Here is a 20465-nt window from a genome sequence, read left to right on the forward strand (position 1 = left end):
GTGATGGAGCTACATAGTCATCTCGAACAATTGATCCCCGCCGCTGCAAATTGGATTCTGAAACAAGAAAATCACATCCTAAAGTGCGGCATTGATTTGAGTATCGATCAAGCCATTGATGCCCATTTAATCGGGGTAAAAGACCCATCAAGAATCCGACTGATGGAGTTTGAAGAAATGCCAAAACCTGAAGACACGGAACTGCATAAAGCTGCCGAATTTCTGGGACTTATCTCTGACAGCACAAGAGGCACATCATTTAGATATGGTATTGCTGTCCGAAAAGGCTGGTTAGCTTCCAGGACTTTGCTAGTTCATGAAATGACTCATACCACACAATATGAAAAATTGGGTGGCATTGAAAATTTTCTAAAACAGTACATCCTGGAATGTAGTACCGTAGGCTATTTATTGAGTCCAATGGAAGAAGAAGCCAGGAAAATGGAAAGAAAAATCTGTGGATAAGAAATTCAGCGATCAATCACTAAATCCCCATAATTGATTGATTCCTTCCAGGAAGTTGATCCTGAGTTATACCCCCAGGAAATTCCACTTTCACTTCCTTTCATAAAGCCTTTTTCGACGATCTCATTGTCATTGTCCGCTAGCCCTATATTGAACGGGATCGTGCTTTTCTCAAAATCAAAAACACCCAATTCCTTTTCAAAACATACTTCAAGTAAGTAGCCTCCCTCAATATTTTGACGACCAAATGAAATATTCTTTGATTTGTATTCCGGGATATTGCCCAGTTTCTGCAAGCGATCATAAGGAGCACTATAGTTGACGAAATAGATCGTATCTGTCTCAGACATCTCACCAACGGACAGCTTTGTTGCATTGGTAAAGAAAAACTCCACGTTATCGTTCTCCCAATGTTGGATCATCATGCTTTCCTCCAGAAAACCTTCAATATCATCGGTGACTTTCACAAGAAAAAACAGATCATTGTCATGCATCAACACACGAAAGGTAGCAGACAGATCATCTTCACCATCCCAGTTGATGTCTCCTCCCAGCGTCCCATCGATCGGGTACTCCGGAAGTCCTTTCCAACAGTCATCTATGCTCCCATCAATGATTGGTCGCTCTTGAGCAACCGTCACTATGGCAGATTTTGCTTTTCTTCCTGAGCATCCAACAGAAAGCATGAATAGACTTAGAAAAAGTAAATTGGAAACTTTCATTGACCGAATTTTTAGATTTTTACTCATTCAATCTCAAGTCAATTAACAGGAATATTGTTAGTGCTGATGTATTGTGGTTTGTATTGATCTGGTATGATCGTTATCAGTTCATCAAGAAATTTCTCTTTCAGGTATAGTTGCCCTCGATTGTTAAAATGAGTGTCATAGGGATAATACAAATCTTCGGTCAGGTCCGTCTTCAAAGCTATATTTTCAAAGGAATTCACTAACAAGGAATCCGTGGCTCCATCTTCTTTGTAATACAGCACCCTAAAATCGATTGAATCTTTCCCTAAAGACGCCATCAATTCATGTGTCATTTCGATGGACCTTTCCATAGTATAAAACCCGGTGACTGCATCATCGATAAAGGAAATCTGTCGTTTAACAGCAAACCTGATGAAATTTGCGATATCATTTTGATGTGTTTGTTGATACTTAAGGGCTAGTTTTTTGATTACCCAACTGTGGTCCATCAAAGTCACGAAAAATGACCAGTCACTCATTCGTTCAGCCCACATGATGGCCTGCGCTTTGCTCCTAGCAGAGGTGAATATATATTCGAGTTGATATCCCAAATAATCATCCTTTGCATATTCCTTTCTGGCATACGGAAATACATTTTCCATGATCACCAGGTCCGGCTTAAAGTCAAGAACATCCTTTTCTATGCTTTTAAATGTAAAGTACGATCGGGTTTCCCCGGGCATACCAAAATTCATGATCTCTACGTTATATCCATTTTTGCGTAAATCCGCCTCTGCCATATTTGGGTAATTGTAGCAGGCTGTATCTACAATATGAAAGACTCCCGAAAGCACACAGCTACCCACCATGGCTATTCGGTAAGTTGAAGGCTCTTTTTCCAGCGACCATTCATCATCCACATAACCGTACTTGTTGAACTTCACTGTGTCGTTATCCAGGTAATGTTCACCTCCGGGAATAAAGGTGAACCCCAGGTCTTCATCGTAACGATGCACAGAAGACAAATAACCATATTCCGTGTGGGCAGCCAATCTAAAGTAGATTTCACCTGCTATGAACAGTCCAACAAAAAGCAACATGCTTATGATCACGAACTTTCGCACAGTCTTTTTCAAAATTGATTTTTTCATTTTGTGAGTATTATTCAACTATCTCGTATTAATGGAGACAATGCCACCAAACTGAGTTCGACTCTAGAAAAATGGGCTCAACATTTCTCCATAGAGAGCATTTTGTCGGGAATCTCATCAGCGCGATAGAGATTCCCCGGACTGGGCGTCTGATATTTTCTGCTCTTCTAGGAATTTTTGACCGAAAATTCTGGAGTGACGCGCTGAAAGGCGTGTTTTAGAATCGAACTAAGGATTCAGCTGGCCAGGACATGACTCGATTTAGCTTTCTGTATTTGAAATGGGGAAATATCAACGGCGACAATCTGCTTCAAACCTGTCAACCTTACCAAAAGCCTTTTCGATGCTTTGCCATCAATCATGATCCCATGAAATCCAGTAAAAGGCCCTTCCATCACCACTACCGCGTCTCCTTTAAAAAGATGCTCCTCACAAAGTCCCGGATTTCCTTTTTCCAAAAGTTTAATGATGGCTATCTCTTCCTTTGGAAGGATCACATGTCCTTCAGGTTGACCAGGGATAATATAAGACTGCAATACCTCAATGTCCCTGATGTTCATCCGGTCAGCCTCACACATATGACAAAAGATTATCCCGGGAAATAAGGGCACATAGACTTGCTTGTGTTGATTGCCCCAGTATTTGACTTCTTTCGTCACTGGAATATAGCATTCCACACCACCGTACTTTAGTTGAGAAGCAACATGCTTTTCATAGCCAGACTGGACATGAAGCACATGCCACATCAACGGCTCGTTGTGCATTTCCATAAGAATGTAATTGGAAGATAGATAAGGCTCCGCCGATTGAAGTCCCAACGCAAGTCGGTCTTACGGCTTTGATTTCGAAGCGATGTATTTATGCAGGTGAACTTTTTAGCCAAGCGATCACCTTTCCACTATGATACGAAAAAATATCAATATTTGGAAGGAATAAATATGGAAAAATAAAGAGAAAAGAACTTTAAATGATAATTAAAAATCTGATATTCAGTACTTTAAATAAAATAAGCAGCTGCAATATTTTATTTAATAAATACATACAAAAGGTATAAACCATTAATATAAAATACTGAATCATCACTATAAATTGCCTTTGAATGATGTTATGTAATTCATGGATCCACCAGCATTTCACCAGACTGAAAAGGCTCCGGGGACTTGACTGAAGGTTTAGATGAGGTTTTTCTCGAACGTCCAAACACCAATAGCGTAAGCAATAAATTGAAGCAAAAGAATCCACCGGGAAGCAGAATCAAAAAGTCATTCATGCCAGCATAGCTGTTCCAGAGAAAATAGCCCGAAATCGCAAAAAATGTTCCAACGAAAACCAGAATAGACACATTATTCCTCAACACGGTGGACCACTTCATTTTCTCCTCTTTCCCTTTAGGGGTAACCACCCAGGATAGCTTTTCTCTATATTTCCTGGGCACGATCATCTGATAGATAAATTTCCAGGTAGAAAGGAACATCACCCAGAAGATATAGCTATGGACTGCAAAAAAAGAGCAGTAATAATCTACAAAAGAAGATGGATTGGTTCTGGTCTCTTCGATCAGCATACCAAACTTCTTTCGAAAACCGATTGCCGAAATACTACCAAACAGGAGCAATAGCACAAAAGCAATCAAAGCAACAGAACTAATCATAGGGGAAAGCAAAATGAATACGGGGATCAATGCATTGCTCGGGTAGCTTAGTCCATGATAAAGAAAGGATACCTTCTCATAAAAGTTAATTTTGTTTGAAACTACAACTCGCTTGAAGTATTTGAATAGCACTTGTAAGCCGCCAACCGCCCACCGGTCCCACATGCCTTTCAGTGCAGCAAGCGACGTGGGAACCCCTTCTCCACTAAGTATCCAATGAGTTTTCCCATAACTCCCTTGCAAATAAGCTCGAATGGTCATAGAAAAATCTTCTGTCAACATGAACTCCCCTCGGGAATCCTTTTCTAAAAAAGAACCTAATTGCGCAATCACAGCTCGTTTGTAGATCGCATTATGTCCATAAAAAATAGGCATCCCCCAATTGCCGATTTCACCCAGTATGTACCGAAAGATGGTCTGCTGCATACCCACTGCTTTACTCAGCCTGTTGACTTCCATGTTATTCGCAACCGTCATCAGCTGGATGTAGGCAGCATCTTCGTCCGCAGCAAATGTCTTCACTAGGTCCGTCAAGGTATTTACGTGGAAAGTGGAATCCGTATCCGCATACATCACATATTCCACTTCCCAATCGTTCGCCACATAGCGTTCGTAGGCCACATCCAGGTTCAATGGTTTAAAACCTTTCAATTCCGGATCTCTGGAAATCCATTCCACTTCCAGATTGCTACCCTGAAACAATTCGTTCAAATGGGTCACATAAGATCTCCAGCTTTCCAGGTCTTCAAAATCGCGACTATTATCTACGACAATGATCTTCCAGTCCCCCTCATATTCCATCGCAATCAGGCTGTCCAGCGTCATTTTGGCGATTTCAAATGGTTCGTGATACGTGGGAAGGATGATCGCTACCTTCGGATACTTTTTAAGTTCTACCAACTCCGGATCCTGATAGTCATGGTTATTAAATAGCAGCCGTAGCACCATCACTAAAGCGATGACCAATTGCAGATAGAGTGGAATGGTCAAAGCCATCAGCAATACATCCGGCAAGGTGATGTTCTTCCTTGCCAGCGCAAACTGCATCACAAATGGGGTCAATACTGATAAAAAGAAGAGAGGCCCATACAATTGATGATAGATATATGGCCGATTGGCCTTCCTTTTTTGATGTGCTCTGATCAAGAAAATAGAACACAAAGCCAACAATCCTGCGGCAACAAGCAGTGATTTGATTTCCTCCATAGCGATCGTTCATACAATGGCCAGCACAAGCTAGTCATACAAAGAGAGAATCAAAATAACAGATTATGGGATTACTTACAAATGACGTGTGCATGTAAGTGGAAATAAAAATCAACAACGAACAATTCTTTACCCAATTTTCGAGTCACCTTAAATGCTATTCCATATGAAAATCCAACTCACCACCATCTACACGAAAATCCAGGCGATTTTCGGAGGGAGGGATAAGACAGGTTGCAAAATCTGTGAAAGCACAGGGTGGATTGTAAGCTCGATTGAAATCAATGGTGGTTTTACCATCTGGGCCTGGCAAAGGAACGTGTAAATAACGCCCGCTACCGTAAGTCTCAATGGCGCTGGTTTCGTCACTGAAAATGACAAAGAAATCCACATCGTCGAGTGGCTCCAGTGAATAGTTTTTTCCCTGGAATTGAAATTGCAATTGCCCTTCAATCTCCATTTCAAAACGATGCCCGAGCACATTGTCTATGGTTAACTTCTTCTTAGGTAAATACGGTTTGAAAATTGCTTCAACGACCAGATCAGGGTTGTACTCGTAAAAATGAATGTCTGGATCTGCTGCCAGCATAGGATGATCCAGATCCTTCAATCGAATCCCGACATTCCCTACCCTTTCGATGATGTACCACACATAATTGCCGTAAGTCATCTCCTTCGACACCTCCTGACTCAGATCAAAAACCAGGCCTTCTTCCTGAGAAGTAGAATCAATCAAAATCCCTTCAGCTACCTCCGAAATAGAAACTACACCTGCTTCCACTTTGAACACGCCACTCTTCGCAGGAAAATCCACGGGAAAAATGACCGCATTACTACTATCGGAACCAAAGGAATGTTCTCCATCCTGCAACCAATACAATCCCGCCAGATTCAGGAAGCCTTCTTTGGATTTCAGTTCCTCCATTCGATCCACTTTCCAGCTTTCCCAGCCGGACAATTGTTCGGAAGTTGCTTGCTTCGGTGCAGGTGTACATGCCAGGATGAAAAGAAAGGCAAGGAACTGGTATTTGATCATTTCAGAGGATTTTTGAAAACGGAGCATACAAATTAGCTATTTACTTCGGCTTTTATCATTGCTGCTGGACCAATAATTTAATTTACCTTCGACGATATAACCACAAGGGCAAAACAACGCTCGATATTAACAAATACAGAGACCAAAAGATTTCAAGATGACTAACCAAGCCATGACTTTCATTCTACTACTGATGAGTACGGTAGTTTTCGCGCAGGAACCAAAAGTGATGGTACCAGGTACCCGGGTTTCCATCCCGACCCCTGAGGGTTTCACGAAAAGTGAGCAATTCTCAGGCTATCAAAAAGGTGAAACAGCGATGATCAACGTCATGGACCTCAATGGTGGGAACTATTATTCTAATGCCGCTAATTTCTCCCGAGAAAATTTTGAAGCGAAAGGGGTTGAAGTGCTGGAATACAAGGAGCTGGAAATCGGGAATTACCCTGCCAAAATGATAAAGGTGATTGCCGCAGATGACTCCCACATGATCAATGCAGTCTTCGGAGATTCCACTTTTTCCGTGATGATCATGGGCGCATATCTCCCTGAAGACAAATCAGCAGAAGCAACCATCAAGCAATCGATCCTGCAGGCTGAATACAATAAAGACTTTGAGCTTGACCCATTTGCAAGTGCCTTTTTCAGCATTGATGAATCGAACACGAAATTGAAATTTGCACATTCTGGTGCGGGCATGTTTATCTATACTGTCGACGGGAAAGAAAACAATGAAAAAGATCAACCAATGGCGCTGGTATTACCCTTGCCAAAAGACATGTTTACTACCGCCCAATCAATGGCGGAGGCCATGGTCACAGGCCTGAAGCAAAAAGGCCTAACCGATGTTGCATATGTCAATGAATCCGACGAAGCCATAAATGGGTATGATGCCTATGAAATTTGGGCAACAGGCTCAATGGGAGATGCAAAAACAAGTATCCTGGTACACGCTATTGTGAAAGAAGAAAACATACTCATTATTCAAGGGATTCAAACTGCAGGTGAGTTTGACCCGGAAGTAATCCGGGAATTATCTTCCAATGTAACCATGAAGTAAATAGTAAGTAATCACATCTGCTTAAACGGCTTTACTGAACTGATCAAAACCTCCTTTTGATCGCCATAACCTTACGTCAAAAGCAGAACATACATTTCTAAGCAGCATCATGCGATCCGGGTGGATTTCCATGCCCGTCTCATTCATCTGGATCACTTCATCTTCGACGAGTTTATCCATGAGACTCCAGTTGATATCCAGGCCAAATTCTTCCAGGAAGCTGGACTTCCACTGCACTTTTCCATTGCACATCATGTCACGGATCAACTCCCGTAGAAATAAGTCTTCCTTCGTATGTAAATGACCTTTAGCAATTGGAAACTCCCCGGCATCCAAGGCTCTTTTGTAGTCTTTGATGTTCTTGTGATTCTGCCCAAATGCGGACCAGCTATCTCCGATAGAACTCACTCCCAGACCTATCAGAAACTCGGTTCGCTGTGTGGTGTAGCCCATAAAATTACGGTGCAAGTCACCTGCTTCTTTGGCCTGGCACAATTCATCTTCTCGTAGAACGAAATGATCCATACCCACTTCTTCATAGCCATTTGCTTTGAATTGCTCCTTGCCAGCAAGAAAGAACGATAGCTTGTCTTCAGAAGAGGGCAAAAGATGTTCAAAGGACTTCTGTCCGGGTTTCATCCACGGCACATGCGCATAGCTATAAAATGCAATCCGATCCGGACGCAATTGAATGGTCTTATCCAGGGTATCAGCAACTGTTTCGGGAGTCTGAAGCGGCAAACCATAGATCAGGTCATAATTGATGGATTTAAATCCAATGGCCCTGGCCCAGGAGGCGACTCGCAAAACATCATCATAAGATTGTCTCCGATTGATCTGCTTTTGCACGGCTTCATTGAAATCCTGGATACCCAGGCTCATCCGCCGGAAGCCAAGCTCATAAAGTGCTTGTAAATGTTCTCGCGTGGTATTAGCAGGATGCCCCTCGAAACTCAAATCTGTATCTTCCGTTACTTCACAATAATCAAAGACTCCCTCAATCAATTGTTTCAGGTTTTCAGGCTGAAAAAAAGTAGGTGTCCCCCCTCCAATATGTAATTCCTTCAATGTTGGTGTGCCAGGCAAAGCACGCACATACAAGATCCACTCTCTTAGCAAGTAGCTCAAATACGAATCTTCTACAGAATGATTTTTTGTAATGATCGTATTGCAACCACAGTAAGTGCACAAACTTTCACAATATGGCAAGTGAATGTAAAGACTGATCTCGCCGGCATTGGCCCAATAAGCATTCCGAATGCTATTTTTCCAATCAGCCATAGAAAAGTTATCGTGATCCCAGAAAGGCACGGTTGGATAGCTTGTGTAGCGTGGTACGGGGATGGCGTATTCCTGGAGAAGTTCGAGATCGGTTAACATGATATTTTTATTTGCAGATGGTCAATTGAGAAGGGTTAAATACACCCATAACCGGAACATCCGGTAATTCAAGGGCGGTGGCTCGAAGGATCATGATCGCTCCTGCTACTAACATGAGCGCATTGGCTACTTTCATGCCTCTGAAACGTGCGAGCCATTCACGGACCGGAAGCAGGGTGAAACTTGTCATGAGAGGCAAAGTACCCAGCCCAAAACCGGTCATGATCAGGATACCCGAAATAGTATCGGCACTACCGAGTGCAGCAAATGCCGCCATGTAGACCATACCACATGGCAACAGTCCATTCAGCATCCCTACCAAAAAGAAAGTACCAGATCGTTGAGATTGATACAGTCGGGCAATTCGTTGTTGCACAAATCTGCCCAGCCGGGTTCGGGAAACGGAAAGCTCCAAGCGTTTATTGAAGGAAGGAAACAAGACAATTGCTACCAGAACCAATCCTACGATCAACGATAAAGAACGCTGAAAACCTGCTAAGGCAAAGCCTTCTCCGACGGAAGCCAGCAACAAGCCCACTAAGACATAAGTCAGCGTGCGCCCCAAAGTGTACAGTAAACTTTTGAGCAATCGCACCAAAGGATTAGCAGATCGGTAAGGCAAGGCCATGGCCAATGGACCGCACATGCCTATGCAGTGCCAGCTCCCCACAAAGCCAATGGATAATCCGATGAGCAGGGCTCCAGTCATAAAACAATGCCTTTTTCCTGATAGAAAGTTTGACCATTGGCTTCCCAGCTGATCTTCAGGATGTAATAACCTTTTAGAAGATCAGACCGATCGAAGGACATAGTCGCAGCATTACTTAATTCGAAACGCTTATCAAACTGACTATCGGAAGGTCGATACAAATGCACTTTTCCTTTTTCGGGCGCACTGGGAAACGTAAGCTCCAGTAAACCTTCAGAAAGTTGCACCTTAGCCTCCATGCCCTGTGCTTTGGTTTGTTGGATCTGATCAATGCGCTGTTGATAATTCAGCTCTTCCCGGTAGTAATCTTCCGTCACCAGATCAATGTTCTGATCGAAGCTTTTGACCGCCATGAAAATGATGAATCCTGCAAACCCAATGAATGATAATGTCAATCCGTGTCCCCAATTCATATCGTTATAAGTTTGGACCTAAGAAGGTCGTATTGATCGTTTCTAGCTTTTCGTCTTCGGCGTAAACGCCTATTTCAATTTTTGTCGACATGCCAGTGAGTGCCGACCTGTCCAGGTGAATGAACATGGCCCCTTCTCCAATGGATTGTCCATCGACTGGCAGCAGATCACCCACCATTTTGATCTCGCCATTTACGTTCTCCAGCCTAAATTCAAAGGGTACTTCTTCCAGAGTTTTATTCACCACCTTGAAGTTGTAGAGGTTGCTGACTTTATTTTCCGCCTGCTCCTGATAGAGCATGCCTGGTGTTCTAAGAATCGTCGCTTCGATATCTGAACGTAATACCAATAGTGCCACCATCACCCCCATAAGGACAATCAACACCCCGGTATAAGCTTTTAGCCGGGTTGTAAACTCGAAAGGCTTACCATCCGCAATATTGGCTTCAGAAGCATATCGGATCAAGCCACGATCAAGTCCTACCTTATCCATGATGTTGTCACACGCATCAATGCAGGCGGTGCAATTGACACATTCTAATTGTGTCCCGTTTCTGATGTCAATCCCGGTTGGACAAACCTGCACACATTGATGGCAATCGATACAATCACCTAATCCTATTGCTGGACGATCCTGAGTTTTTCTAAATTTCCCTCTTGCTTCCCCTCGGACATGATCATACGCAACAACCACACTGTTGCGGTCTAGCATCACACCCTGGAATCGCCCATAGGGACAAATGGTGGTACAGACTTGTTCTCTAAGCTTGGCAAATACCCCATAAAACGCACCGGTGAAACCGATCATGGCGATAAAGCCAGCCATATTTTCGGTAGGTGAAGTTTGCACCAGAGCGATTGTATCTTCAAACCCGATCAGGTAAGAAATAAATGTGTGCATGATGAGGAAGCTAATCGACAGAAAAATGGCATGTTTGCCCCCTTTTTTCAGAATTTTCTCTGTGTCCCAAGGCTGCTTTCTCAGCTTCTTCTGCGCCATGTAATCCCCCTCTATCCAATACTCCACTTTGCGAAAAACCATTTCCATGAAAATGGTCTGTGGGCACACCCAGCCACAAAATATTCGACCATAAGCCACGGTAAAAAGAATAATGAATACCACGGAGGTAATCATACCTATCACAAAAAGATGAAAATCCTGTGGCCAAAAAATCTGGCCGAAGATCACGAAGCGTCTCTCGAAAACATTGAAGAGCAACAACGGTTGCCCTCCAATTTTAATGATCGGTGCCAGGAATAGAAATGCCAGTAAAGCAATGGAAACAACCAATCTCCAATTGTGAAAACGCCCCTTTGGCTTTTTTGGGTAAACCCAAATGCGTTTCCCTTCTTTATCAATGGTGCTTATTTCATCACGAAAACCAGCCTCATCATATACCTCTTCCAGCGTCTCCATTGTCTTACCTCTTACTTGCTTATTCCCCTTCTACTTCTGTTTCGGTTACTCTTTCAAAAAGCTCACCTTGGGGCTCCTTCTGGCCATCAGGATCATTGCCTTCCAAATCGTAGATAAAAGCTGCTACTTGCTGAATCTCTGCTCCGGAAAGCTGATTTTTCCAGGCGATCATCCCTTTGGTTGGCACACCCTCCTCGATCGTGGTAATGATGTTGGCCATACTACCGCCATGGATCCAATACTGGTCGACAAAATTGGGACCGATGCCTCCTTGACCTTGCGCACCATGACAGGCAGAGCAGAATTTTTGATAGACGACCTTTCCGGCAGCAATGGCCTCAGGTCCTGTCACAGGTTCTTCTGAAGGGCCTTCCATAGCCAGTACAGCCGCTTTATAGGCTGCGACTTCTTTGGCCGCAACAGCCATTTCGGTCTCGTATTCCTCTACCTGTAACTGTCCTGATCCCATAATGTGGTAGTTGACCAAATAGAGTACACCAAATACAATGGTCGCATAGAACATTCCTTTCCACCAGGGCGGCAAGTTGTTGTCTAATTCCCGGATACCATCGTACTCATGAGTAGTCAATACAACCGTTTCCTGTTCGATTGGCTTGAAGCTGTTGATGGATTGCCACCATTTGCTGAACCAGGTCTCTTTTACTTCTTTTTCACCCTCTTCTGTTTTTCGGAAAACCGCCACGGCTTGTAGGGTCACGACCAACAGTAATAAAGCAACCAGGGCTACTCCAAGCGCGATGGAAAGAACGATCTCAGAGAAATAGGTCTCGACAAAACTTCCGCTAGACTGTCCAAATACCCATGCTGGCAAAGCGGACAAAAAGGTAAATACTAATGGCTTCTTCATGGCTGAGATTCGTTTTGGTCAAAAGGAAGTCTGGCTATCTCGTCCATCTTTTGCTTATCGGCTTTGATCACCCAGATCAGGCAAATGGTGAAGAACAAGAAGAATATGATGAAGGAGAGCAGGGGAAAGAATTCAATCCCCGTGATGGTCTCCAAATGATGTTTAATGAATTTTAGCATGATCTTAATTGTTTGCGCTCAGTTTAGGATCTACTTTACTAATGTCCGTACCCAATCGTTGCAGATAAGCAATGAGAGCGATGATCTCTTTCTCAGAACTCACCTCAATACCCTGATCTTTCAAGGTTTTGGCGATTTCATCGGATTGATCTTTGATAGATGTCAAAACCTCTCCGTATGTCATCTCCGGATAAGGAACTCCCATTTGACGCATCACATCAAGCTTCTTTTCTGAGTTTTCCGTATTCAGCACTTGCTCAAACAACCATGGGTAAGGCGGCATGATAGAACCTGGTGACATGGAATTTGGATCCAGCATGTGATGATAGTGCCAGCTATCCGGATACTTCCCTCCAATTCTTAACAAGTCCGGACCTGTTCGTTTAGATCCCCACAGGAAGGGATGGTCATAAACAAATTCTCCTGCTTTCGCATACTCACCATAACGCTCCGTCTCAGAACGGAATGGACGGATCATTTGAGAGTGACACGCATTACATCCTTCACGAATGTAGATGTCACGCCCTTCTAGTTCCAGGGGAGAATAAGGTTGTACGCTGGCAATCGTAGGTACATTAGATTTTACCAGGAAGGTAGGCACCAATTCGACCAGACCTCCAATAAGAATCATCACTAAAGACCAAACCAGTAAGTTAATGGGTCTCCATTCGAAAATCCTTCTGTGCCAGTGCTCATTCTTAGGAGGTACATAACCTGCCGTCAAAGGTGCCGCCTGATCTTTGGTTTCTGGAATAAAGCTCCCTTGCTTGGCGGTTTTCACCAAATTGTAAACCATCACAAACACACCTCCAAGGTACATCGCTCCACCAAAGGCACGCAGTGCGTACATTGGCTGGATTTGAGTGACCGTTTCCAGGAAGTTAGGATAAGCGAGGATACCTGCTTCGGTGAATTCTTTCCACATTAGGCTTTGTACAAAGCCTGCCCAGTACATAGGGAGTGCATAGAAGACAATGCCCATCGTGCCCACCCAGAAATGGATATTGGCCAATTTCTTAGAGAACAACTGTGTTCCGTAAAGTTTTGGGATCAGGTAATACAACATACCGAAGGTCAGGAAGCCGTTCCAGCCCAATCCGCCTACGTGAACGTGTGCTACAATCCAATCGGTAAAGTGTGCGATGGCATTCACGTTTTTCAGGGACAGCATCGGTCCTTCGAATGTGGCCATACCGTAACAAGACACAGCAACTACCATGAACTTCAAAATAGGATCTTCGCGAACCCGGTCCCAAGCACCGCGCAAAGTGAACAGACCATTTAGCATACCGCCCCATGATGGTGCAATCAACATCACCGAAAACACCACACCTAAAGACTGTGCCCAATCAGGCAACGCATTGTACAGTAAGTGGTGAGGCCCAGCCCAGATGTAGATAAAGATCAGCGCCCAGAAGTGAATGATCGATAATCGATAGCTATAGATCGGCCGATTCGATGCTTTGGGAATGAAGTAGTACATCAGTCCTAAATAAGGCGTAGTGAGGAAGAATGCCACTGCGTTATGGCCATACCACCACTGCACCAACGCATCCTGAACACCCGCAAACAAACTATAGCTTTTAAATAATGTTACCGGAAACTCAAAGGAATTGACGATGTGCAATACTGCTACCGTCACGAAAGTCGCAATGAAAAACCAGATGGCGACGTATAAGTGACGCTCTCTTCTTTTCAGGATGGTGCCGAACATGTTAACCCCAAATACCACCCAGATCAATGCGATGGCAATATCAATTGGCCATTCCAGTTCTGCGTATTCTTTAGATGTCGTGATTCCAAGTGGTAAGGTGATGGCCGCAGCCAGGATAATCAATTGCCAACCCCAGAAGTGAATTTTACTCAAGAGGTCGCTGAACATCCGGGCCTTACATAGCCGCTGCAGGGTGTAATATACCCCGGCGAAAATGCCATTTCCTACGAAAGCGAAAATGACCGCATTGGTATGCAAAGGCCGTATCCTTCCAAAGGTCGTATACTGGATACCGAAGTTCAGTTCGGGAAAAACAAATTGCAGGGCCACCAACAGCCCGACTGACATGCCTACAATGCCGAAGACCGTCGCAGCGATGATGAACATCCGCACGATCTTGTTGTCATAGTAAAAGACCTCCACGCCCGACGTTTCCGGTTCGGCATGGGTAGGCTTGGTGAGGGTCAAGGTTTCCTGATTCTCCATTTAGTGATCATTTGAATTGTCGTTCTCTGGAAATAGGATGCGGATAGAAGGGGTATAATCATCCTCAAACTGGCCGTCTTTGCTGGCTTTAAGAAAGGCCACCAAAAACAATACGGCAATGATCAGACTGATCCCGATCAGTAAGAAGAGTACTTCCATGTGCATCAATTTTGTTGGAAGCAATGTTAGACGTCAGGCGAAGCCCCCTTGCTGATGGGTTGCAGGGTAGGATATGACTTTTGTCAGGTCAAGATACTTCTCCCTTCTGGGAGGGGTGCAATACTATTAAGTTAAGATTCGTCATTGCGAAGAATTGAAGCAGTCTAGTCCATAATAATTATACTACGAATCCTTATTTGAGATCGTTTCGATACCACGCGATGACGGTCCATTTCTCTTTACTTAATAGCATTATGAGGGGTTGTGGATTTCAACGACATATTGTTACTCCGCACACATCCAAGACGCCCCACCACACCAGCTATTTCGCCAGACCTGCGCAACGGGCCTGGCGAGGAAGTGCTTTGATTGAAAAGCCTCATACTATACCGGCAAGCTTCCTAAATAGTGAAACTCGAACTCAATTCTTCATTCTGTTCTACCGTTATTCTGGACACTTTATGTCACATATTCACGGCCCTACCCAAAAAGGAATGTTCGCGTGTGCAGTGTGACCTTTGCCATCTTCGACATAGATGAATAAGCGATAGGCTCCTGATTCTTTAGGTGCGCTAAATCGTGCTATGTCTCCAGATCCTTCAGAAAACAAGCCTTCAATGACTTCCGGAATGTATTCCTTGTCCCCGCCACTTTTCGTGGATCGGCTTTCCTGTCTGATCTCCCATTGGTATACCAAAGGATCGCCATCCGGGTCATTTATAGACACGGAAGACTGATAGGATTCCCCGGATTTCAATCGAACATTATCCAAAGCTGTATTACCGTCCAGGGTGAAATCCAGCAATTTGGGCGATCGATTCTCAGGCCATTGTCCGTTCCAGGCATAGTGCATCACATCTACTGATTCGGTTTCATTTCCCTCGGGCATGAACATCCCAAACCAGGTAGGTGTTCGCTCTTGCTTTTGTCCCCACAGAAAGACGAAAGAGCCCATTACTTGTTGAGATTGCGAAAGAATGGCGTTTTGGTAACGAGACAAATAGAGATCGGCCTTTATCGAACTATTGTTTTCTATTGGAGCTCCCCATTCAGTTTCAGGCACTTCCCAATAACCCGTAGCACCCCACTCCGTGACCATCAGAGGGCCTTGATAATTTGTAGCTTCGATTAACTCCGGAAGCTGGTCTATAGGTCCATATAGCTGAGCACTGATGAAATCCAGATCCGGCGCTTTGCTTTTGAGCCAATCGACTTCTGGCTTGTCGAGACCCGCCAGGGGAGTGGTAGTGAGATGGTAAGGATCTAATTCGTGGATCATTTTTGAAATGTCGTTGACCGCCTCCCAAACCCTGGGATTGGTGTATTCATGATTCAATTCATTGCCAATCAACCAGGCCACTAAAGCAGGGTGATCTTTGTAGGCCATGACTGTCTCTCGAATCCGTTCATTCTGCTTTTTTACGGCAGCCTCATCATCATAATCGAATCCATGACGTTCTGGCATCACCCATAAACCCATCATAACCTTTAGCCCAAGTTCATGAGCCTGATCCAAAACATACTTGCCGTTTTCCGAACTCCAGGTCCTTACGACATTCGCGCCATGAGCAGCCAATGCTCCAAGGTCTCCATTATCCACTCCTGCCCCTTTGATGTAAACCGGTTCCCCGTTCAGAAAAATGCGATATCCATCGTCCGTGAGTCGAATTTCAGAACGCGTGATGTCCGAGGCTAATGCTTGTCTTTTTCCAGTCTGACAAGCGCATAACAATCCACAGACAAGTGGAAACAGGAATTGATAAGGGTAATAAAAGGGAGATTTCATTGAATGAGATTATAAAAATTTGAAGTTAAGCAGTTTTGTGCGTATCTGAAGTTGGTTCACCAGTCTTCTAAAGTCGCTTTATCGTCCATCCAACTCCACTCCACATCTTTCATGAACCACAGATAAGCATCCAGATCTTCAACGCCCCAATCGCGCCAAGATCTAATGTTATGAAAAAGGATTTCCGAATTTTCTCGACTTGGGTCGTTCAATACTTGATTCATTTGGTCCATCAAACCTACCGGCTGCTCCTTACATCTGCTGAGATACTCATAGAACCATTTATGATAAGGGAATAAAAGGCGATTATACGCCAGGATCAACCTGCCGGCAAACAAGGTCAACTGGGAAGCTGCTCGCGTTTTAGTATACAGATTATTGTGTCGATCCGCTTCATTCATCAACCAGTTTTGGATGAATGCCATGGAATAAAATGTCCGCATTTTTTCAGCCCTGGTCTCCTCGGGGTACCGGGCAATGGAATCAATCATCTCTTGCAGTCCATCGATCTTGGAATAGGGAGTGAAGGCTCCGTCAAACGCCGCCCGGGAAGGTTCATTTCCATCATCAAGTACTTTTTTCAAATAGGCCATGTCAACGATCTTTCCATCTACGAACCCTCCCGGGTAATCTGTGAGATCTGTCCGATTGATAAACAAGTCATTATTTTGGAATCGCTTTTGAAATTCTTTTTCAGTGGCCACAATCATAAAGTCTACATCTGAATCATCCCGGGCACATCCCTTCGCTACGGAACCTCCAATGATAATGGCTTGAAATGTCGGATCACCTTTATACGCTGACACCAGATTTTCAATTGCTTTTAAATGATGTGGTCTGATTTCAGTAGACATATCCATTCATTTTACAACATAACTATTTTAAATCCCAGAGTTGCTAAATTTATACATAAGGAACCCACGAATATTCACCTTACCATCCTTGTACTACACTGATTGACCTGGGAAATCACTTCTCGTCTATTGCAAGAGATGGCCGGTGATTTTGTACTGGGCATATTCCATTGATCAAAACTAAACCTTTCAACTTCTGCGCTCTTATTATCTTTGGAGGATTACCCAAAAATAGCAACAGCATGTATAACTCGAGAATCGCAGGGATAGGCCACTATGTACCCGAAAATGTGGTTAAGAACGATGACCTGAAGCAATATATGGACACGAGTGATGAATGGATCCAGGAACGGACCGGAATCAAAGAACGTCGCTGGATTGATCCAGCAACGGAAGACGCTACTTCTGTAATGGGCACCAAAGCTGCCCGCATTGCTATTGAAAATGCAGGTCTTACCCCTGACGATATCGACTTCATCGTGTTTGCGACACTGAGTCCTGATTATTACTTTCCCGGTCCTGGCGTACAGGTGCAGCAGCAATTGGGCATCAAAGAAATTGGCGCGCTGGATGTAAGGAACCAATGTTCTGGATTCGTATACAGCTTGTCAGTAGCTGATCAGTTCATTAAAACAGGCATGTATAAAAACATCCTGGTAATCGGATCAGAAAACCACTCCGGAGGTCTGGAGCGATCTACCCGCGGACGTGGTGTAACGGTGATCTTCGGCGATGGTGCCGGCGCAGTAGTGTTACAACGGACTGAAGAAAAACGAGGTATTCTCTCCACTCACCTGCACTCTGAAGGACAACATGCTGAAGAACTTTCGCTGATCGGACCAGCAACCAGCCGATGGGTAGACAAGATCATCGCAGACAATGACCCTGATGATGCTTCTTACTACCCTCACATGAACGGCAACTTTGTGTTTAAGCATGCCGTGGTACGTTTTCAGGAAGTGATCCACGAAGCGCTGGCAACCAATGGTTACAAGCCTGAAGACATTGACATGCTGATCCCACACCAGGCTAATCTGCGTATCAGCCATTTCATCATGCAAAAAATGGGACTGGGGCCTGAAAAGGTCTACAACAACATCATGCGGTATGGCAACACTACGGCCGCCTCTATTCCAATTGCTCTGAGTGAAGCACATCAGGAAGGAAAGATCAAAGAAGGTGATCTGGTATGTTTTGCTGCCTTTGGTAGTGGGTTTACCTGGGCATCAGCCTTGATCCGCTGGTAATTGGCGACTTTCTCTGAAAAGGAAATCCGGTTCCTTGCTGATACGGATTTCCTCCTCACCAAGCAGGACATCAATCAAAAAGTCACCGCATTATTAGGTGAAGCGGAGCAAAAGCTCAAAGGAATTATTCAATCATCGGATTTCCCATTTCCGGATCAGGCCTTTTTGAAAGCGGGTAAGATTTCACGAGGGGAGCAGTACCAAGGACTACCCTATTGGATATTGGACTACCCCAGAAAATTCAGTAAAGAAGCCACTTTTTCTTTCCGTACTATGGTTTGGTGGGGGCATGAAATCAGTTGCTTTTTTCATATTGGTGGCACTGACCTGGAAAATTTTCGAGCCTTCATTCTAAAAAATTTTCAAAAAGACCCATCAGCATATATTTCTGTGCACTCCTCCCCCTGGGAATATCATTTCGGGCCTGATAATTACCAGAATGCCTTTAAAATAGGCCCTGAGGAGGTAAAAACCCATATGGATCAATTTGGTTTTCATAAAATGACTGACCGACTTCCTCTGGAACAAATCCAGGATTTACCGGATTTCGCGGCAACAACTTTCGCAAAAATGCTTGACAGTCTCCGGTAAGCGACATTCTGGTACTATTTTTGAGTTTCACGAAGAAGCACCAAGTTCCTGTATAGCATCACCTATGCTCGTAAAGTACTTAACAACGTTGTTCTTTTCCGGTTTAGCACTATCTATGAGTGCTCAAGAGGTGTCCCCTTCTACCAAAATCTTCCAAGAAGATACCATCAGAGATGGCATCATGAGGGTTTACCATGAAGACGGCAAGTCGTTGTGGTTCAAAGGTCGCATGAAGGCTGGAATGAGAAAAGGCCCATGGATCTATTATCGCAAAGATGGCACGGTGAACACGATCGTCCAATATGACAATGATACGATCAGTGGCCCGACGCTGTATTACGATGAACAAGAAATCAAGGTGAGTGAAACCATGTTCGTCAATGGGATCAAAGAAGGACACCACAATGAATTTTATAATGACGGATCTGTGGCTTTGTCAGGATTTTTCTCAAACGGATTGAAGGACAGCACCTGGACCGAGCACCTCGGCTATCAGCGAAAAGGATTTGAAGAGAATTACTCCAAGGGTAAGTTGCACGGTAAAAGTGTTTACTACTATGATCAGGAATACAGTTATGATCGCATCCAAGCCATTGAAAATTATCGCTACGGTGTAAAACATGGAGAATGGCGATTTTATTATTTCAACCGACAGCTCGAAAAGAGCTTTACTTATGAAAACGGGCTGTTGCAGGGAGTATACAATGAATATTATCGCAACGGAAAGAAGAAAGAAGAGGGTAATTTCAGCTATGACCAACGGGAGGGAAAGTGGCTCACTTTTCATGAAGAAGGCGAACTGGCAACGATTGGACGATACTTTCGGGATCAGAAATCGGGGCTTTGGAAGTATTTTTCTGCAACGGGGACCTTGCGAAGCGAAGGTCGTTACAAGAATGATTTGCGAGACGGGCAATGGATCTACTACTACGAAGATGGTACCTTGTCGGCGGTAGGAAGCTATCGATTGGGCGAAAAAGACGGACTCTGGGGACTATTTTATACCAATGACCAGCTACAACAGGAACAAACCTGGAAAAACGGGAGCCTGATGGAAACATCGGAGTTCTATTCCATCAAAGGCGAGGCCCTGGAAGCGGGCACGTTGAAAGAAGGTTCCGGAACCTACTTTGAGTACTACCCCGAAGGAGAACTTTATATTTCAGCTAATCTCGTTGATGGACTCTTTCACGGAGAATATACGATCTACTACTCGACAGGAAACCGACAAGCGCAAGGCCAGATGGCATATGGCCTACAAGAAGGCGAATGGACCTACTGGCACACTAATGACAAGCCGGAATCAAATGGTAGTTTCTCCCAAGGCGAAAAAGTTGGTTATTGGAACTACTACAATGGTCGTGGGAAATTACGTGAAAAAATCAACCACGACGAGTAGTTGAG

Annotated in this window: 20 protein-coding genes; 5 read left to right on the forward strand and 15 right to left on the reverse strand. The window is 44.1% G+C overall.

Annotated elements, in window-relative coordinates; genetic code table 11:
• Positions 1-3 precede the first annotated feature (3 nt).
• Positions 4-465 carry a hypothetical protein gene (locus R8G66_16105; GenBank protein ID MDW3193897.1) on the forward strand — a complete coding sequence of 154 codons (462 nt, stop codon included), beginning with the start codon at positions 4-6 and terminating at the stop codon, positions 463-465.
• Between the two features lie 5 nt (positions 466-470).
• Here R8G66_16105 and R8G66_16110 read toward each other — a convergent pair whose 3' ends face one another.
• The 5 genes from R8G66_16110 to R8G66_16130 all read right to left on the reverse strand — a co-directional run bounded on the left by R8G66_16110 (position 471) and on the right by R8G66_16130 (position 6198).
• A complete protein-coding gene (locus R8G66_16110) occupies positions 471-1187 on the reverse strand; it encodes a sugar-binding protein (GenBank protein MDW3193898.1) in 717 nt (238 codons plus the stop codon).
• 38 nt (positions 1188-1225) lie between these two features.
• A complete protein-coding gene (locus tag R8G66_16115) occupies positions 1226-2305 on the reverse strand; it encodes a hypothetical protein (protein ID MDW3193899.1) in 1080 nt (359 codons plus the stop codon).
• A 236-nt stretch (positions 2306-2541) separates the two neighbouring features.
• Positions 2542-3075, reverse strand: coding sequence for a UpxY family transcription antiterminator (locus R8G66_16120; GenBank protein ID MDW3193900.1), 534 nt, complete (start codon positions 3073-3075; stop codon positions 2542-2544).
• A 344-nt stretch (positions 3076-3419) separates the two neighbouring features.
• Positions 3420-5162: a glycosyltransferase family 2 protein gene (locus R8G66_16125; GenBank protein ID MDW3193901.1), complete on the reverse strand. Its 1743-nt coding sequence runs from the start codon at positions 5160-5162 to the stop codon at positions 3420-3422.
• 157 nt (positions 5163-5319) lie between these two features.
• Positions 5320-6198 (reverse strand): DUF1684 domain-containing protein, encoded by an 879-nt coding sequence (locus R8G66_16130; GenBank protein MDW3193902.1) that lies wholly within the window; start codon positions 6196-6198, stop codon positions 5320-5322.
• Positions 6199-6355: 157 nt separating this feature from the next.
• Between R8G66_16130 and R8G66_16135 the strand changes: the two genes are divergently transcribed.
• Positions 6356-7258 carry a hypothetical protein gene (locus R8G66_16135; GenBank protein ID MDW3193903.1) on the forward strand — a complete coding sequence of 301 codons (903 nt, stop codon included), beginning with the start codon at positions 6356-6358 and terminating at the stop codon, positions 7256-7258.
• Between the two features lie 21 nt (positions 7259-7279).
• Here the strand turns inward: R8G66_16135 and hemN are convergent, their stop codons facing one another.
• From hemN to R8G66_16185, 10 genes are all read right to left on the reverse strand, one after another.
• Entirely contained in the window at positions 7280-8638 is a 1359-nt protein-coding gene (hemN, locus tag R8G66_16140; GenBank protein MDW3193904.1) for an oxygen-independent coproporphyrinogen III oxidase, read from the reverse strand.
• A gap of 7 nt (positions 8639-8645) precedes the next feature.
• The gene (locus R8G66_16145; protein MDW3193905.1) at positions 8646-9347 is read right to left on the reverse strand and encodes a sulfite exporter TauE/SafE family protein; all 702 of its coding nucleotides are present in this window, start codon (positions 9345-9347) and stop codon (positions 8646-8648) included.
• Entirely contained in the window at positions 9344-9760 is a 417-nt protein-coding gene (locus R8G66_16150) for a FixH family protein (protein MDW3193906.1), read from the reverse strand. Before R8G66_16150 ends, R8G66_16145 begins: the two co-directional genes overlap by 4 nt.
• A 4-nt stretch (positions 9761-9764) precedes the next feature.
• Complete coding sequence (gene ccoG, locus R8G66_16155) at positions 9765-11177, reverse strand: cytochrome c oxidase accessory protein CcoG (protein MDW3193907.1); 1413 nt, start codon at positions 11175-11177, stop codon at positions 9765-9767.
• 19 nt (positions 11178-11196) lie between these two features.
• Positions 11197-12045, reverse strand: a complete 849-nt coding sequence (locus tag R8G66_16160) for a cbb3-type cytochrome c oxidase N-terminal domain-containing protein (GenBank protein MDW3193908.1) — start codon at positions 12043-12045, stop codon at positions 11197-11199.
• Complete coding sequence (locus R8G66_16165; protein ID MDW3193909.1) at positions 12042-12224, reverse strand: CcoQ/FixQ family Cbb3-type cytochrome c oxidase assembly chaperone; 183 nt, start codon at positions 12222-12224, stop codon at positions 12042-12044. Before R8G66_16165 ends, R8G66_16160 begins: the two co-directional genes overlap by 4 nt.
• Positions 12225-12228: 4 nt before the next feature.
• Positions 12229-14424 carry a cytochrome-c oxidase, cbb3-type subunit I gene (gene ccoN / locus R8G66_16170; GenBank protein ID MDW3193910.1) on the reverse strand — a complete coding sequence of 732 codons (2196 nt, stop codon included), beginning with the start codon at positions 14422-14424 and terminating at the stop codon, positions 12229-12231.
• Positions 14425-14583, reverse strand: a complete 159-nt coding sequence (ccoS, locus tag R8G66_16175; protein MDW3193911.1) for a cbb3-type cytochrome oxidase assembly protein CcoS — start codon at positions 14581-14583, stop codon at positions 14425-14427. It lies immediately after the preceding gene.
• 472 nt (positions 14584-15055) lie between these two features.
• A complete protein-coding gene (locus tag R8G66_16180; protein MDW3193912.1) occupies positions 15056-16369 on the reverse strand; it encodes a glycoside hydrolase family 2 TIM barrel-domain containing protein in 1314 nt (437 codons plus the stop codon).
• A gap of 56 nt (positions 16370-16425) precedes the next feature.
• Positions 16426-17223 carry a nucleotidyltransferase domain-containing protein gene (locus R8G66_16185; GenBank protein MDW3193913.1) on the reverse strand — a complete coding sequence of 266 codons (798 nt, stop codon included), beginning with the start codon at positions 17221-17223 and terminating at the stop codon, positions 16426-16428.
• A gap of 242 nt (positions 17224-17465) precedes the next feature.
• On the opposite strand from R8G66_16185, the gene R8G66_16190 reads away from it, so the two are divergent.
• The 3 genes from R8G66_16190 (at position 17466) to R8G66_16200 (ending at position 20460) form a co-directional block, all read left to right on the forward strand.
• Positions 17466-18470 (forward strand): beta-ketoacyl-ACP synthase III, encoded by a 1005-nt coding sequence (locus R8G66_16190; GenBank protein ID MDW3193914.1) that lies wholly within the window; start codon positions 17466-17468, stop codon positions 18468-18470.
• On the forward strand, positions 18471-19061 hold the full coding sequence (locus R8G66_16195; GenBank protein MDW3193915.1) for a hypothetical protein: 591 nt from the start codon (positions 18471-18473) through the stop codon (positions 19059-19061).
• A 115-nt stretch (positions 19062-19176) separates the two neighbouring features.
• Positions 19177-20460 (forward strand): hypothetical protein, encoded by a 1284-nt coding sequence (locus tag R8G66_16200; protein ID MDW3193916.1) that lies wholly within the window; start codon positions 19177-19179, stop codon positions 20458-20460.
• The last annotated feature ends 5 nt before the right edge of the window (positions 20461-20465 follow it).

Source organism: Cytophagales bacterium (genome assembly GCA_033344775.1).
GTDB lineage: Bacteria > Bacteroidota > Bacteroidia > Cytophagales > Cyclobacteriaceae > JAWPMT01.